The sequence below is a fragment of the Paraburkholderia sp. 22099 genome (genome assembly GCF_052045835.1).
GTDB classification, from domain to species: domain Bacteria; phylum Pseudomonadota; class Gammaproteobacteria; order Burkholderiales; family Burkholderiaceae; genus Paraburkholderia; species Paraburkholderia terricola.
Genome location: NZ_JBQEPU010000004.1, coordinates 29,008 through 44,572, shown reverse-complemented (window position 1 = coordinate 44,572; position 15,565 = coordinate 29,008). Strand labels below are relative to the sequence as shown.

The 15,565-nt window shown below is 62.9% G+C and carries 18 protein-coding genes; 6 read left to right on the top strand and 12 right to left on the bottom strand.

The window, feature by feature from the left end:
- Nucleotides 1-12: 12 nt before the first annotated feature.
- Nucleotides 13-1,113 carry an acyltransferase family protein gene (locus ACTJLC_RS05490; RefSeq protein ID WP_227470426.1) on the bottom strand — a complete coding sequence of 367 codons (1,101 nt, stop codon included), beginning with the start codon at nucleotides 1,111-1,113 and terminating at the stop codon, nucleotides 13-15.
- A gap of 349 nt (nucleotides 1,114-1,462) precedes the next feature.
- On the opposite strand from ACTJLC_RS05490, the gene ACTJLC_RS05485 reads away from it, so the two are divergent.
- A complete protein-coding gene (locus ACTJLC_RS05485) occupies nucleotides 1,463-1,876 on the top strand; it encodes a hypothetical protein (protein WP_073429205.1) in 414 nt (137 codons plus the stop codon).
- Between the two features lie 66 nt (nucleotides 1,877-1,942).
- Here the strand turns inward: ACTJLC_RS05485 and ACTJLC_RS05480 are convergent, their stop codons facing one another.
- The 4 genes from ACTJLC_RS05480 to ACTJLC_RS05465 form a co-directional block, all read right to left on the bottom strand.
- A complete protein-coding gene (locus tag ACTJLC_RS05480; RefSeq protein ID WP_073429204.1) occupies nucleotides 1,943-2,317 on the bottom strand; it encodes a hypothetical protein in 375 nt (124 codons plus the stop codon).
- A gap of 73 nt (nucleotides 2,318-2,390) precedes the next feature.
- Nucleotides 2,391-3,089 carry an RNA polymerase sigma factor gene (locus ACTJLC_RS05475; RefSeq protein WP_310128005.1) on the bottom strand — a complete coding sequence of 233 codons (699 nt, stop codon included), beginning with the start codon at nucleotides 3,087-3,089 and terminating at the stop codon, nucleotides 2,391-2,393.
- A gap of 23 nt (nucleotides 3,090-3,112) precedes the next feature.
- Nucleotides 3,113-3,484 (bottom strand): cupredoxin domain-containing protein, encoded by a 372-nt coding sequence (locus ACTJLC_RS05470; protein WP_073429202.1) that lies wholly within the window; start codon nucleotides 3,482-3,484, stop codon nucleotides 3,113-3,115.
- 4 nt (nucleotides 3,485-3,488) lie between these two features.
- The gene (locus ACTJLC_RS05465; RefSeq protein WP_073429201.1) at nucleotides 3,489-4,022 is read right to left on the bottom strand and encodes a DUF4142 domain-containing protein; all 534 of its coding nucleotides are present in this window, start codon (nucleotides 4,020-4,022) and stop codon (nucleotides 3,489-3,491) included.
- Between the two features lie 326 nt (nucleotides 4,023-4,348).
- Here ACTJLC_RS05465 and ACTJLC_RS05460 point away from each other — a divergent pair, with 326 nt between their 5' ends.
- Nucleotides 4,349-4,702 (top strand): hypothetical protein, encoded by a 354-nt coding sequence (locus tag ACTJLC_RS05460; protein ID WP_073429200.1) that lies wholly within the window; start codon nucleotides 4,349-4,351, stop codon nucleotides 4,700-4,702.
- Between the two features lie 80 nt (nucleotides 4,703-4,782).
- On the opposite strand, the gene ACTJLC_RS05455 is transcribed toward ACTJLC_RS05460, so the two are convergent.
- The 4 genes from ACTJLC_RS05455 to ACTJLC_RS05440 form a co-directional block, all read right to left on the bottom strand.
- Entirely contained in the window at nucleotides 4,783-5,766 is a 984-nt protein-coding gene (locus tag ACTJLC_RS05455) for a YncE family protein (protein ID WP_084561413.1), read from the bottom strand.
- Nucleotides 5,767-5,858: 92 nt separating this feature from the next.
- A complete protein-coding gene (locus tag ACTJLC_RS05450; protein ID WP_227470422.1) occupies nucleotides 5,859-7,118 on the bottom strand; it encodes an MFS transporter in 1,260 nt (419 codons plus the stop codon).
- Nucleotides 7,119-7,151: 33 nt separating this feature from the next.
- On the bottom strand, nucleotides 7,152-8,336 hold the full coding sequence (locus ACTJLC_RS05445; protein ID WP_440843313.1) for a chromate transporter: 1,185 nt from the start codon (nucleotides 8,334-8,336) through the stop codon (nucleotides 7,152-7,154).
- Nucleotides 8,333-9,313, bottom strand: coding sequence for a chromate resistance protein ChrB domain-containing protein (locus ACTJLC_RS05440; protein ID WP_073429198.1), 981 nt, complete (start codon nucleotides 9,311-9,313; stop codon nucleotides 8,333-8,335). Before ACTJLC_RS05440 ends, ACTJLC_RS05445 begins: the two co-directional genes overlap by 4 nt.
- Before the next feature lie 373 nt (nucleotides 9,314-9,686).
- Between ACTJLC_RS05440 and ACTJLC_RS05435 the strand changes: the two genes are divergently transcribed.
- Nucleotides 9,687-10,556: a hypothetical protein gene (locus tag ACTJLC_RS05435; protein WP_083080945.1), complete on the top strand. Its 870-nt coding sequence runs from the start codon at nucleotides 9,687-9,689 to the stop codon at nucleotides 10,554-10,556.
- Nucleotides 10,557-10,605: 49 nt separating this feature from the next.
- On the opposite strand, the gene ACTJLC_RS05430 is transcribed toward ACTJLC_RS05435, so the two are convergent.
- Nucleotides 10,606-11,640 (bottom strand): glycosyltransferase family 9 protein, encoded by a 1,035-nt coding sequence (locus ACTJLC_RS05430; protein WP_154872673.1) that lies wholly within the window; start codon nucleotides 11,638-11,640, stop codon nucleotides 10,606-10,608.
- A gap of 319 nt (nucleotides 11,641-11,959) precedes the next feature.
- Nucleotides 11,960-13,093, bottom strand: a complete 1,134-nt coding sequence (locus ACTJLC_RS05425) for an MBL fold metallo-hydrolase (protein WP_083080942.1) — start codon at nucleotides 13,091-13,093, stop codon at nucleotides 11,960-11,962.
- An 82-nt stretch (nucleotides 13,094-13,175) separates the two neighbouring features.
- Between ACTJLC_RS05425 and ACTJLC_RS05420 the strand changes: the two genes are divergently transcribed.
- Nucleotides 13,176-13,796, top strand: coding sequence for a TetR/AcrR family transcriptional regulator (locus ACTJLC_RS05420; protein WP_114164401.1), 621 nt, complete (start codon nucleotides 13,176-13,178; stop codon nucleotides 13,794-13,796).
- A gap of 15 nt (nucleotides 13,797-13,811) precedes the next feature.
- Here the strand turns inward: ACTJLC_RS05420 and cynR are convergent, their stop codons facing one another.
- Entirely contained in the window at nucleotides 13,812-14,720 is a 909-nt protein-coding gene (gene cynR, locus ACTJLC_RS05415; protein ID WP_083080939.1) for a transcriptional regulator CynR, read from the bottom strand.
- Nucleotides 14,721-14,821: 101 nt separating this feature from the next.
- Between cynR and ACTJLC_RS05410 the strand changes: the two genes are divergently transcribed.
- Both ACTJLC_RS05410 and ACTJLC_RS05405 read left to right on the top strand, forming a co-directional pair.
- On the top strand, nucleotides 14,822-15,040 hold the full coding sequence (locus ACTJLC_RS05410) for a hypothetical protein (protein ID WP_083080937.1): 219 nt from the start codon (nucleotides 14,822-14,824) through the stop codon (nucleotides 15,038-15,040).
- 173 nt (nucleotides 15,041-15,213) lie between these two features.
- Entirely contained in the window at nucleotides 15,214-15,528 is a 315-nt protein-coding gene (locus ACTJLC_RS05405; RefSeq protein WP_073429191.1) for an antibiotic biosynthesis monooxygenase family protein, read from the top strand.
- The last annotated feature ends 37 nt before the right edge of the window (nucleotides 15,529-15,565 follow it).

Genomic DNA, 15,565 nt, shown 5'->3' with positions numbered 1-15,565 from the left:
CGGCTCGGCGGCTCAGGCCACGGGCGCGGCCGGCGAATTCGGCGTGTATTTGCGCAGCCGTTGCGAAACCGTATGCGAGGGCCTTTCGATCATCCGGTAGAACGCGTAACTGATGGCGAATGCCAATGGCACCTGTACGAACCACGCGAATCGTGACGTGCCGTCGAAGCCGCTCATTTCCAGCAATGCGAGCGCCATCTTATGGCAAAGATAAAGGCTATACGACCACGCCCCGAAAGCCGCGAGTGCGGACCAGATGCCGGCTTTGGAAGGCGTGGCGGTTTCCGTCGCGATCCAGATTGCCGCGAGAAACTGAAATAGCGGAAGCGTGATATCAGGCGTAATCAACGGCACGATCGCCGGCTTGAGATTCGATTCGGACAGCAGGATCATGATCGCCGCGCCGGCCACGACAATCGCCACTCTGAGCGCAATCAGGTAGTTCGCCAGGTAATGCGTGGTCCGATCAAGCCCGTTCTTGATCATCATCGTGAGCGGCGAATACGCGCCGCGAACCTGGAATTGCTCCGCATTGCGCTGCGTTTCCGCGATCAGGCAGCCGAAAATCCATCCCGATGCATAGAGTAAAGCCGTACCCGGAATTCGATACGTCTCATAGACGCAGCCGTAACAGGCGGGATGCCCGAACTGGCGAACCACCGTCACCATGACCGCGGCCGCCATTGCACTGCCCACGATCATTTCGCCGATGTAGCGAAAGTGCGGGCGCAAGATGGGATAAACGGCGTAATACGCCATTTCGCAGTAAAGCGACCACAACACGGACTCGAGATAATTCTGCCCCGTCGGCAAAGGTTGAACGAGGCATAGCAGGATCGCGAGCGGCAATCCGATGCGGACGAATCGGGACGCGTAATAGTTGATCGGCTTGAGGGCGACATCCTTCTGATACGCGTTGTGGATGCAATAGCCGGAAATGACAAAGAACACGATGACGGCTGCCGGACCCGCAAACAGCGCGGTCGATCCCGACCACAACGCGCCGCCTAAAAAAGCGAGCCGATGCGGCAAAAGCTCCTTGAAGAGGGGCGGACGAAAGTGATACATCAGGACCCAGAACGCCGCAAGGAATCGAATGGCGTCTATTTTCAACGACTTGCTTATTTTCGCGGACGCCGGCGGAGTCAAGGTCATCGTCATGGGTTGCCCCTCTTTTTCAGGCTGCGACGATGTTACCTCCGCGGTTAAGAACAAAAACCGAAAAAAAAGCTGAAATTAATGGTATTGCGAAGGTATTGCGAAAGTATTGCGAAGCCGATAAACAATGCAGAGCCGCTATTCAAGCCCGCGTTTTTACTCACGGCTGATCGGCGTGAAGCGCCTGCCGCGCATGGCATCTGGAGCCGGACAATTGGCGGGCGGTCCGGGTCTGGACGGCGGCAATCGCGGTGTAGTATTCCAGCATGTCCGCATGGATGCGCAGGCTCGACGGGGATACATCATGTCAAGCGAATGGAAGCGCCGCGTCAGGCTGTTTATTCAGCGTTTCTGGCAGCCGACCAGTGCGTGCATGACCTGCATGCCGGGGAGTTGGGGCAATGTCATGAGCCTTGCTCATTGGACCATCGCGTTCCAGACGGGGCTGCTCACCGGACTCCTCGCCATACTTCTGACGTTCACGCCCGCGGCGAAATTCTTCGCGCACCGATATAGCAATGCGCTGATGGTCGGCTTTCTGACGACGTTAGGCGACGCCTATTCGCATGCGAGTCACTATCGCATTCCCATTGTCGAGCACGTGTTGACGGGGGTGGCTTCAGCGCTATTCGCGCTGGCCGCGTCGTATCTCTTCGAAGACCGCGCGCGACGCCTGCGGGCGGCATGGGCGTGGATTGTCGGTCAACCCGTGCGCTGACTTTCTTTCTGAACCGGCGCACGGCGGTCGAGCGGCGCACTTGCTCCGGCAGGCATCCAGAGCCGCTTATGCGCCGGACGCGGCCCACGCCGCGATCACCAATAGCGCGAAGCCCAACACGGCGACGCCCGCGTGAACCACGATCAGCCACTTGGGCAACGCGAGCATCTTCCAGTGATAGCGGAGATTCAGCACTGCGCCGCCCGCGCCCGCGATCAGAAAAAGGATCAGTGCGCCAAGCGCGAGCGCGGGCAATCCGACCGTGGCGGCCGCATAAATCAATAGCGTGAGCGCCGCGGCGGCGACCGAGCCGTGCAGCATGGCAAGCCATGCCGGCGGATGAGGCTGGCCGGCGAAACGCATGCCGGCCATGACGAGGCCGCCGAGCGCGCCCAGCGCGAGCAATACCGTTGCCGTTTTCAATACCAATGCGGGTTCCATCATGTAGCTCCCAATCCAACGCCGGATAAAGCAGGGCAATGAGCAGGACAACGAGCACGGCACGGCTCGAAGGTCAGCCGTTCTCGCCGCTCTCCAGGCGCGCCAGCACCGCGGCAACCAGTCGGTCGCAATGACCGCCGCCGAATTCGAAGAGATCGCGCTCGGCCAGATCGAGGTCGCGCGCGAGCGATTCGCGCAGCATGCTCCGCGCACGAAAATGCCGGCTGCGCACGGTCGCCTCGGAAATATCGAGGCACGACGCGGTTTCCTCGACGCTCATTTCCTCGACCGAACGCAGCATGAATACGATGCGAAACGCGGCGGGCAACCGGTCCAGTTTACGTTCCAGCAAAACCCGGACCTCGGCGCGTGCCGCGGCATGATAGGAAGGATCGTGCTCAGCCATCGCATCGGCCTCGGTATCGGTATCGGTATCGGGGTTCGTGTCCACCAGCGGGATGATGTTTTGACGCCGCGCATGCCGGCGCACCCGACCGAAGCATTCGTTGAGCACGAGCCGCGAAAGCCACGTGAAGAGCGTGGCGTCGCCGCGAAACTGTCCGATTGCCCGATAGGCGGACAGATACGCGTCCTGTAGCGCGTCCTCCGCATCGGCGTCGCATGGCAACACGGCGCGCGCGAGGCGAAACAGGCGCCGGTTGTATCGGCGCATCATCAGTTCGAACGCCGACCGGTCGCCTGCCGCGATGCGACGGGCGATCGATGGGTCGTCGTCTGCCTGGTTCGCCGTCCGCGCTGCGGGATTCGTCATGATGGCTCCTGAAGTCAGCCGTTTCATTGCACGGTCAGCGTGCCTTGCATCGTGGGATGAAAGCGGCATAGGTAAGGGTAGCTGCCCGATCGGCGCACGACGTGGGTCCACGATGCGTTTGCAGCGATGCTCCGCGAATCGAAGGCATGGGAGCTTGCGCTCACTGTGTGCGGAAACGGATCGCGGTTGGTCCAGACGACCTTGTCGCCGCGATGCACCGTCAGCCTCGGCGGATCGAAGCGCATGCCTTCGATGCTGACGACATAAGTCCTGGGCGACGCGCTCGCATCGACCGTTGCCGCGAAGCAGACGCTTGCCAGCAACGCGCCCGCGAGCCAGGCCGGTCCGATGCGTGGACCGCCGCGCCGACGCAAGTTCGCGGCATGCCAACTCATGCGCTTAGCCACCGCTCTTGCCCAGCGAAGCCTGCAAGTGCTTCGCATGGTCCAGATGCGCGACGAAGGCCGGCCGCACCTTGACGAGCAGCGCCTTCAGTTCGCCATTCCGCGCGTTCGGAATCAAGGTCTTGTCGAGCGCATCGAGTACGTTTTCATGATAGGTGACTTCGTGATCGATATACGCCTTGTCGAACGCCGCGCCGTCGAGCTTCTTCAGGTTCGCGAGATTGTCCTCGCCGCCTTGCTTGAGGCTCCGGCTCGTTGCGTTCTCCTCCGGTGTGACGTTCAGTTTGTGCGCCAGGTCGACGGCCGCCTTGTTGACGCCGCCATGGTCGGTGACCATCTGTTGCCCGAAGGCTTTCACGTCTTTCGAGCTGGATTTCGACTGCGCGAGCTTGCCGGCGTCGATATCGACCTGGTTTGCGGTAACGACGATCGCCGCGATTTGCGGGTCCGTTGGCCCGGCGCCTTGCGCCCACGCAGCGAAACTGGACAAGACCAGCGCGCCGACCCATCCCGTCTTGATGATGCTCATACGAATTCTCCCGGTGATAACGACACGTCGCGTCGGTTGGTGTCGTCGATGACGAAACAGCGACGCGGATATGAACTTAGATGTCGCGTGTCGATGCCCCGTTCCGGATTTGAATTTGGGTTTCCGCGCAGGGGTCCGTAGCGATGGATTACTTCGCGCTTTCGCGAATACGCGATCCACGCTAACGTTTACCGCATGCACGGCGGCGACCCGCGAACGCCGGGCCGGCATCGCCGGCGTTGCCTTTTGCGCGTAGCGGTAGTGCGATCTGGCGCGCCGATCATTGCAGCGCCGTCGAACGCAACGTCCCGATGCGGGAGGCAAGCATGAACATTCCTGGGCGTATTGCAATCGTCAGTGCGGCCGCGCTCGGCATCGCCGCGCAGGCCGGCCAGGCGCAGCACATACGTGTCGAATCGGCAACCTATGGCGCGAATTGCGGCGCGGCAACGGGCAACGTCACGCGCGATCTCGCGAGGCGCTGCAACGAACGCGAAACATGCCGCTACGTGGTGAAGGCCAGGCCCGCTCGCACGCCCCATGCGTCGTGTGCCGCGGACTTCATCGCCGAATGGTCATGCGATCACCGCGAGTTTCATCGCGCGATGCTAAGTGCCGAAGCGGGCAACGGGAGCGCGTTGATGCTGACTTGTGTGCCGGCGACGGGTGCGGGGAAGTGAGCGCGATTAACTGCCGACCACAGGATGCCCCGGTGCGGATCAGCGAGTCGCCTGTCATCGCTTTCCTTCGAAACAACACCTCAACGGGGCGCCATCACGCGCAGTACGGGATGCCCGTCGACGTTTTTCAGGGGGAAATACACGCGATGCGTCGATGGATCGACGCCGACCACATGCGCGTTCGGCCCTATGCGACCTTCGCCGATTTTCGTCACGGCTGAAGCGCCAACGGCGAACATCGATACGATCCCGGCTTCGCCAGCAACGTAAAGCGTGCCCGGTCCGGGATCGAACGCCAGCACATCGGGATCGCCGCCGACCTCGAATGACTGGACAACCTGCCTCGTGAGCAGATTCAGCGTCAGTAATCTGTCGTTGCCTTCGCACGCGATAAAGGCGAGGTGCGATTGCGCAACGATATGGAGGCCGTGGTTGCCTCGCGCGCCCGGCAGATCGATCCGCGCGACGATCGCGTCGTTCGCCGGATCGATTTCGACGAGTTGCCGTCGGGTCTGAACATTGACGAAGATATGACGGGACGCGGCATCGTATTGGGTGTTGCCGGCTTCGCCCCCCAACGCGATCGTGTTGATGCGGCGATTGGACCGGGTATCGATCACCGTTTCAGTTTCACCGGTCTCGTCCGACACATAGAGTTTCCGGTTCTCCGGCGCATAGGCCATTCCGTCCGGATAGACGCCGCCCGGCATGCGCGCGGTGATTTTCAGGGTGGCCTCGTCGATGGCGACGACCTCGTTCGTGCCCGTTGCGGACGCGTAGAGGCGCGACTCCTCGGGCACCACCAGAACGCCGTGCACGGCGGCGATGTTGCCGATACGGCCGACGACACGCGAGGTCTGCGTATCGAAGACAATTACTTCGCTGTCGCCGAGGTGCGCGATGAAGAGCAGGTGCCGGGCCGGGTCGTAGCTCGCGTAATCGAGGCGCGAGGCGCGGCCGGGTAGCGGGATGTCGGCGACGTGCGTCAGCGGCAGCGTCGTCGCCGCCGGCTTGTCATGAGCCGCCGCGCTGTCATGGACGATAAGCGCCGCGACCGCGGCCATCGAGACCACCGCGAACAACGAGGCAAACAACGAGGCAAACAACGAGGCAAACAACGAGGCAAAGCAGCGGCGACCCATGCCATTACGATCGGTCATGATGAACCTCCGTCGAGCTTGACGTGACGGAATGCGGCGAGCAGCGACAGGTCGTACGCGATCTTCAGCGCGCCGCACACGACAAGCGGGGCGCCGAGCCACCCAAGGCCCAGCAGTGCCCCTGAGAGGGTGGGCGCGAGCGCGGCTGCCAGGCTTCGCGGCACCGCCGTGAAGCTGGCCGCGGCGGGACGCTCGCCGGGCGTCACCACCGACATCACGTAGGCGCTGCGCGTGGGCACATCCATCTGCGATAGCGCACTGCGTGCAAGCAGAAGCGCCAGGGTCAGCGTGAGCGATGGCGCAAACGCCGCGCCAATCAGGCATAGGCTCGAAGGGATATGCGTGAACACCATGGTGTTGAGCAGGCCGATCCGGCGTGACAACGGTGCGGCGGCAAGTTGAGAGCCCGCGCTCAGCAGCCCCGCCCAGAAAAAGAACTGGCCGGCCGCGGCAAGCGACAGTCCGAACCGCTGGATCAACCACAAGGTCAGTAGCGAGTTGACGAGAAGTCCGCCTGCAAACGCATCGACACTAAAGAGCAGGGCAAGGCGCGCGACGATTCCCCGCGAGGGACCCAGCGGCACGCGCGGCGTGTCGGGCCTGGACCGGCGCGCCGGTAGGCGTCGGTAGAGGAACCAGATCACGGCTCCCGCGATGGCATAGAGGACGAACATCGCCCGTATCGCCGTGAGCGGAGAAGCAGCCGACCCTGCGGCGATCGACTCGGGCAGGCCAGCCGCGAGTGCGCCCACTGCCGCGGAGAGCGCGCCGACGAGGCTATAACGTGCGAACAGGGCGGTTCGTGCGTCTCCCGTTGCGGACTCGGCGAGCCTCGCATGCTCGAGCGGAAGAAACAGGCTGACATCGCCGGAACTCGGGTTCAGCGTGCCGACGAACGCGACCACGAGTAGCGGCCATAGCGAAGACACGCCTGCGAAAGCAAGACCTGTCGCCATCATCAGCGCCGCCGCGAAGAGCAACAGGCCGCGCTGCGTAAAGCGATTGCCCGCGAAACCCACCAGCACCGTTGCGATGGCGGACCCGAACAAGGTGGTCGTGCTGATGAGACCGACGGCCAGTTGCCCAAAGCCGAGCGCCAGCAGATAGCCGGGCAGCAGCACCGCGATAAAACCGTCGCAGATGCCGCGCAAGGCGCGAGCCGCAAGCAGAATCGAAGCGCCTCGCTCGATGCCTTCGGGAAGGAGCAAGGCGGACAGCCGTGCCCTGAGTCCTCTCATCGCCGTACGCGTGACCATGAATGTCGTCCTCGCGGGTGTCCGCGCGCGCGCTCAAATGGCGTGCGAATGAATCAGCGGGTACACGGCAAGACCGATGAGCGCGGCGGCGATGACGACGACCGGCTCCTGCAGTTTCTTGAAGCGCCACAGCAGCAGGACGGTGGCGAGCGCGAGCAGAACAGTCGGCCAGTCGACGATCGAGCGCCGTGCGATCACGATCACCGAGCCCGTAATGGCGCCTACGGCAGCGGCGGTGATGCCGTCCACGAAGGCCTTGACCGCGGGCAGCTTGCCGTACTTCTTGAAGTACGGCGCCGGCAGCACCGTGAAGAGATAGCAAGGCAGGAACGTGCCGAGCGCCGCCACGCAGGCGCCCGGCAGTCCCGCGACCAGATAGCCGATGAATCCAACCGTGATCACGACGGGTCCCGGCGTGATCATCGCGACGGCCACGGCATCGACGAACTGCTTGTCGTTGAGCCAGTGATGCTCGGTGACGACGCCGCCGTAAAGGAACGGCACGATCGCCAGTCCCGAGCCGAACACAAACGCGCCCGCCTTCATGAAGAACAGCCCGATCTGGCCGAGCAGAGGCCAGTCGATACCGCTGAGAACACCGCTTGCGGCCGGCAACTGCGTGGCGGCAACGACATTCAGGCCGCCCTTGCGGAGCCATTTCGGGGGAGCCGCGACGAACCAGTTGACGACGCCGCCCGCGATGAAAAGCCACGCGATCTCGGATTCGGTGATGACGGTTACCGCCGCGAGCGTCAGGTAGATCGCCCACAGGAGTCTGTTTCCGCCGATGGTCCTGGTGGTGAGTTTGTACGCGCTCATCGCGATGATGCCGACCACGGCGGCGCCCACGCCGTAGAAGGCGGCCTGCATCCACGAGAGTCCGCCGAAGTGGGCGTAGGCCCAGCCGAGGCCGACCACCATCAGGAACGACGGCAGGATGAAGGCGATGCCGGCCAGCGTCGCGCCCACGATCCGATAGTGCACGTAGCCTATATAGATGCCGAGTTGCGCAGCCAGCGGCCCCGGCATCATCTGCGCGAGCGCCAGTCCCTCGCGGTAATCCGACTCGCTGATCCAGTTCTTTTCCTCGACCAGGTCACGGTGCATGTAACCGACCAGCGCCACGGGTCCGCCGAACCCGAACGCGCCAAGGCGCAGCATGTACAGCACCAACTGGCCGAGCGTGTAGCCCGGCGCCGTCACCGTCGTGGTAGTCATGATCGTCCTCCGGCGTCCCGGCTTTTCGCGGCCGATGTGAAGTGCGTGTAGAGCGAATCCAGCACGCGACTCATTTCATCGAGCAACTGATCGTCGTGCGCCGCGCGTTCGCTTGCGCCGGCCATCACGGCTTCGAAACCGGCGGCCTCGGGAACGGCGGCGCCGCCCACGTCGAGCGCGTGAACCATCTCTGCGATCCGCCGCAGCGCGGGCTCCTTCTCCAGCCCGAAGCTCGCGACCAGCACCTCGAACGTCACGCGTTCGCCGATGTGCGTGAACGCGGCGCCGTCGAAGTCGAAACCGAGTGCGTCAGCGGGGCAGGCACTGGGTGATGTGAGCCAGATGAAACGTGCGTCGCGATCGATGAAGCGCCGGATCAGCCAGGCGCTCGCGACACGATCGACCCACGGATGCTGCCGCGTGGCCCAGGTGCGTCCTTGATAGTCGCTGGCCGACAGGCTTCGAATGGGTTGCTCGGCCGAACGAGGCTCACCCGGCGAAAGCACGGTGTCGACCAGCCCGATGAAGTCTTGCCACGCGGCTTGCGCACGCGTTGCGGTGTCGCCCGGGAAGTAGTCGGTCGCGACGATGGTCTCGTAGTCCTTGCGCAAGCGTCGCCGCAACCGGGTGAGATCGGCTGCGGATTGGCCCGAGATCGTCTTGCGTGCGTCTTTCAGGGAACGCATGAACGCCGCGTGGTCTTCAGCGCGGTCGAAAAGCGCCCGGAATTCCGCTTCCTGCACGGCATCGAGGCTCGGCGCGCGCAGCAGATACGCGTTGCCGCCGCTGTCCGCGATGGCGCTCGCCAGCTCGCGCAGCATCTGCTCGCGCTCTTCGGTATAAGGCAGCAGATAGATGCCGTCGCGTAGCACGGCACATCCCTTCGCTTTTAGCGCGCGCCAGAAACGCATGCGGGCCGTGGCGTTTTCGGTAGGGAGCGTGAGAACCAGCAGGGACCAGGTGGTGAGTGTAGTCATGTGACGTAAACTACATCTGTGTTGCAGGTTCTACAAGATTTTTGATGTTCGTCCGGGCAACGGTTATCAGTTCTCGGTGGCCCCGCCGGCCACGCATTTCCGAAACATCATGTCGCCCGATTAGTAGTTTCACCCCTTATACCGGGCTGTTATTAAAAACGCGTGCAAACGTTTTATGCAGTTCGCATTCAATGCCGGCACACGTCCATCGGACCGCGAAGATCCGACCAGCACCGCTGAGAGAATATTTCCTCAGCCCACGCTAAAGATTTCTATTTTCCTGCCGTTTAAACGGCTGCGCGATTTTGCGCGGGCATATCGAGAGTTGAACAATCATTTTGCCGGATTAACAATCCGCACGCTAAATACCATAATGAAAATGAAAGAAAGACTACCTTTAGTAATTTCCTTGTTGGGTTCATTCGCACTCGCCGCGTGCGGCGGGGGCGGGGGCGACAGTTCGTCGTCCGCCGCTGCGCCGGCCTCGAGCGCCAGCGCACCGGCGCCGGCCTCGGCGCCCGTGTCGACGCCCGTCGTCTCGGGCGAGACACTGCCGAGCCTGACGGCTCCGCAGTCCGGTTCGACTGCCGCCACGGGCAATGGCTTCGAAGGCATCTGGACGCAATCGTCGTCGTCCCGCACGACGGCCTTCGTGGACCCGGCGAACAACCTCTCGTACACGAGCGGCCTGTTCAACGTCGTCACGTCGACGTTCTTCGGCACGGCAACGACCGCTGCACCGAACTGGACCTTGACGAGCGGCTTCGAGACCTTCGGCGGCCTGCGCTTTACGGCCACGTCGGGAAGCGGCACGTTCAGCGCGAATCAGACCCTGACCGGCAGCTACGTCGCGAACGGCAACACCGTGAATCTGTCCTTGAACTACGACCCGGCGAACGCGCTCGCGGTCACGCAGTCGAGTGTGACGGGCACGTGGGCGCAAAACACGACGAGCTTGACCATCGACGACGCGGGCGGCTTCACCGGCAACCTGCTCGGCTGCGGTGTCTCGGGCACGTTGGTGTTGACCACGCCAGGCTCGAACAAGAACCTTTACACGATGACGACGACCGGCACGACGAGCACCTGCACGCTGGCTTCGGGCGTGACCTATACGGGTAATGCGGCGATCACGTTCCTGCCGGTTTCCGGCAGCACGACGTTGTACCAGCGGACAATCATGTATCTGATCAAGGCAACCGACAACTCGTTGGTCGCCTACGGTCAATTGCTGAAGCAGTAAGCCGCTCGAGGACCACGGCGTACCAGCGCTCGCCGTGGTCCGTTGTCGTTCATATTTCCCAGTGCGTATCGAGCAACGCACGATATGCCTGCTTCACGCTTTGGAGGTCGGCCTCCCGTCCGCTTGCCTGGATGCCCGCGAGTTCAGGAAGCGGCAGATCCACTGGAACGCAGTGGGGATAGTCGCGAACCCGCATCTTCGCCGGGATCGTCGTGAAGAACGCAACGGTGGGAACGTCGAAGCCCGCCGCGATATGCACCGCGGCCGTGTCCGATGTCAGAAGAAATCGCGCGCCCTTCACCCATGCGAGAAACGCGGCGGTGTTCGCAGAGCGGTGCGTGATGTCGGTGTAGCGAGGGTGCTCGACCCGTCCGAATCCGAGCACCGGCAATTGAAATTTCCGCCACATCCGCTCGACGAGTTCCGCGTGAACCGGCTCGGGGATACTTCGAACCGGCGTACTGGCCGCAGGACAAAAGAGCACGTACTTGCCGGGCTGCGCGTCTTTTTCCAACGAAGGCAGCGCAACTTCTCTGAGCCAGTCATTCGAGCATGCATGGGCATCGACCTTGTCTGGCGAAACGCCTAACGACCACAGAAAGAAGTCGATCATCGGCATCCGCGAGAAGTTCGGCCAGAACAGATGATTGCCGATATCGATCCGTAGTTCGTCGTCGGGGATCGACGCAAGAGGCACGGGCAGATCGATCGTCTGTCCGATCACCGGCTGGGCCAGTTCGTACAGTTGCTTCACGTAATCCGGCGTCTTGTGCGGGCGATAAAGGCTGATCGAGATTCCCGCATGCGCGCGTTTGATCGCGGCGAGCGCGGTGAGGCCGATGATCGAGTCGCCGAGCGTGACGCCCATTCCGTTGATCACGTGAAGTCTCGCGACGCGCGCGTAGTCGATTTCGAACGGCGCGGCGTTGGCGTTTCTGATTGCCGGATCGCAGGTCAGGCTTCGGTAGCCTTCGGCGGGAACGCCGCCGACTTCCAGGTCGTAGGACGCCACGATGCTGTCATCGGCTGACAGCAGGGAGCCGGCGTTCGTGAGTGCGGATACCGGATCCAGATAGTTGATCATTGAGTGTTTCCATCGGTCTCGATTCGTTCGGGAAAACCGGCGGCCGTGTGCAGCCGAGAACCGTTGCGAACGCGCACCGCCAGCTTGCCGGAACGTCGAGACGTTCGGTTTGGTAACGGGATTCCGGCATGACGATGCGGATGCTCCCAACCGCGTGCCGCTGAATCGACGCGCGGCGCCATTGCGACAGCTTACCGGATGCCGCGCATTCTACGTCTACGTTGAGCCGACGGCGCCGCCGCTCGCGCCAAGCGGCGGCTTCCTGATTGGACGATTGCAACGCAGGCGCGCTCATGCGCACGCGCATCCCGCCCTGAACCTAGTCCTGGAGCCTGGCCTCGCCCGCATTGCGGCAGGAGAACCGTCGCCGGGGCGTGCCGGCTGCATCCAGAACCTCGACGACATTGCGCCACCACCGCTCTCCGCGATGCGGCGAGGCGAGGTCCAGCCGCTCGCCCATGCGGGGCGTCGAGAGGGGAATGCCCTGCGCGGCGGCGAGCCCCATCACGCGCTCGAACGGCTCCTGCCAGCGGTGCATCGCGAGATCGAAGGTGCCGTTGTGAACCGGCACGAGCCAGCGGCCGCGCAGGTCGACGTGCGCCTGGATCGTGTGGTCCGGCTGCATGTGCACATAGGGCCATTGCGCGTCGTAGGCCCCTGTTTCCAGCAGCGTGACGTCGAACGGGCCGAGCCGTTCGCCGATGGTCCGGAAACCGTCGAAGTAACCGGTGTCGCCGCTGAAGAACACGCGCAGATCGTCGTCGACGATGACCCATGAAGCCCACAACGTGCTGTTGCCGTCGAACAGGCTGCGCCCGGAAAAGTGCTGCGCGGGAGTGGCCGTGAAGGCGAGGCCGTCGATGTCGACGCCTTGCCACCAGTCGAACTGACGGACTTTCGCGGCATCGATACCCCACTCGATCAGCCGGTCGCCGACGCCCAACGGCGTCAGGAACACGCCGGTTGTGGCGGCGAGCGCGAGCACGGTCTCGCGATCCAGATGGTCGTAATGATCGTGCGACAGCATCACGCCGCGCAGCGGCGGCAAATCCGCGAGCGCGATGGGCGGCGCATGAAAACGCTTGGGGCCGAAGCGCCGGAACGGCGACGCGCGTTCGGCGAAAACCGGGTCGGTCAGCCAGAACTGGCCGCGCAGCTTGAGCAACATGGTCGAGTGCCCGAGACGGTACAGGCTGCGGTCGGGCGCGGCCTCGAGCTGCTCGCGCGTGAGCGCGTCGACGGGCAGCGTGCCTGCCGGCACCGTGCCGTCCGGCTTGCGGAACAGCACGTTCCACGCAATCTTCAAGGTCTTGCCGATGCCTTCGACCGGACGCGGCTTCACGTTGCGAAAGCGCTCGCCATCGTGTTGTGGCGACGAGCGCGACAATTCACGCCCGCGTCGCGCCGCGTTCAGGCCCAACGCACGGTCGAGGAAGCCGGTAATCGAGGTCATAGGAATGTCCATTCGCCAAAAGTAGACTGGCCAGTGTAATTTATTTCAGGGAAAAGTAAACCGTCCGGTGTAAAATTTAGCGATGAACGACGCTGCCTCCCTCTCCCTTGAACGCCTGACCGATCGCAAGCGCGCGGCCATCATCGCCGCGGCTATCGAGGAATTTCTCGCCGCCGGCTTCGACGCGACCAGCATGGACCGCATCGCGGCCCGCGCGGGCGTGTCGAAGCGCACGGTCTACAACCATTTCGAAAGCAAGGAAGCGCTATTCGCGGCGATCCTTCAACAGTTATGGAATGCGAGCGACGCGGTGGAGGCGCCCGCTTATCGCGCCGACAAGCCCTTGCGCGCGCAGTTGCTGCGGCTGCTGTCGCGCAAGCTGAGCCTGTTGAACGACGACGCGTTTCTGTCGCTCGCGCGCGTGGCGATCGCGGCGGGCATTCATTCACCCGAGCGCGCGCGGGACATGGTGGCGCGCATGGGCGAGCGCGAGGAAGACCTGACGGTATGGATCCGCGCCGCCGCCGCGGACGGCCGACTGAAAACGCCGGACCCGCAATTCGCATCGCAGCAGTTGCAAGGTCTCGTGAAGGCGTTCGCGTTCTGGCCGCAGGTGACGATGGGGCAACCGCGTCTGAGTCAACGGGAACAGAAGGATGTCGCGGAGTCCGCGGCCGATATGTTTCTTGCGCGCTATACGTGAGGGGCGGCGCGCTTTCTATTCGGCACGCAGCGACGACAATGCGCCCGTTTCCAGCATCGCTTTCAATGCGTCGGAGAACGCGGCGGCGGCCGCTGTCCGATAGGCGGCTTTGCGCGTGAGCAAGGCTACCGTTCGAGCGGGAAATTCCGGTTCGAGCGGGATGTACTTCAGATCGCGATGCTCGTAGCGCAGCGCACCGGGGAGCAGCGTGGCAACCTTCCCGCCGCGCACGATCTTCAGCAGCGCGCTGATCGAATTCGCCTGCAACGCAACGCTGGGTTTGATCCCTTGCGACTCGAAATAGCTGTCGATATAAAAGCGCGAAACGAACTGGCCGCCCAACAGCGCAAGAGGCAGCGCGGCCAGTTGCGCCGGCACGACGGGGGCATGCTGTGCGGCCACGGGATGCCGGTCGCTCACCACCAGGGTGATCCGCTCCAGAAACAACGGTTGCGTATCGATATCGTCCGAACGCAGGTCCGTGAATCCGATCGCCAGGTCGATCCGGTCCTCACTCAATCCGCTTTCGATCGCTTCGAGCGACATCTCCATCATGTCGATCACGATGTTGGGATACGTGGAGTGAAAGTGGTCGACGGCGGGCGCTACCAGGTACTCGGTAAACGTGGGCGTGAACGCGAGCCTGAGTTGTCCGCGCGACAGGTCCCGCACGTCATGCAAGGCGCGCTGGCCGGCCTCCAGTTCCAGCAGCGCGCGGCGCGCATATTCCACGTAGATGGCGCCGAAATCCGTCAGCCGTACCACACGGCCGCTGCGGTCGAATAACTGACCGCCGAGATCGTTTTCCAACTGGCGAATCTGCTGCGACAGCGCCGGCTGCGAAATATGCAGGCTGTCGGCCGCGCGCGTGAAGTTGCGATAGTCGGCGACCGTGAGCAGATAACGGATGTGGCGGAGTATCATGCGCGGCCCATAAGATTTGCTTATCGAATCCATTTTAAACGCGTCTTGGACTATATAGACAAGCGCGCCCACAATCGATTGAAAGTTCACGGGGGTTCGGCATGGAAAACCTGATCGTTGCTTCAATGGCGGCAATTTTTGCGGGTGCGTTGGCCACGTGGCTGATCGCGCAGTCCCTTTCCGACGAGGTCATACAGAAGGGCACGCGTCACGGCCGGTACGCCCATCTCGGCGAGGACGATGTGAATCCGGCACGGCGGGCGGTACGGCGGGATCGGCGGCTCCCACGGCATCGCCCGTCCAATGTCGGGATTGGATGACAGGGGACAGGTGCCATCCGATTGTCCTGGCGCAACCTGAGCGCGTGGCGCGCAGGCGCGCCTTGATGCGCTCATGCTGGACGCACGGCCTCAACGGCTAGCAAGACCGATTAGAATCAGGCGGTCATCGTCGTGCATCCAGCATCGCATCATTTCGTCAAAGGACATCGGACATGTACATCGCCATGAACCGTTTCAAGGTGGCGCTCGGGGCTGAACCCGAGTTCGAACAGTTGTGGACCAGCCGCGACACGCATCTGAAGGAAGTGCCGGGCTTCGTGGAGTTTCATCTGCTGAAGGGCCCTCAAAGAGAAGACCACGTTCTGTATGCCAGCCATACGATCTGGCGGGACCATGCGGCGTTCGAAGGCTGGACGCAATCCGAGGCATTCCGCGCTGCGCACCGGAACGCCGGCGGCGGCACCCGATCGCTGTATCTCGGCCACCCGGAATTCGAAGGCTTCGAAGTGCTGCAGACAGTCAAGTAAGCCGGCCTTGCGGCTCGCGTTGCGCCATCTGTAGCCA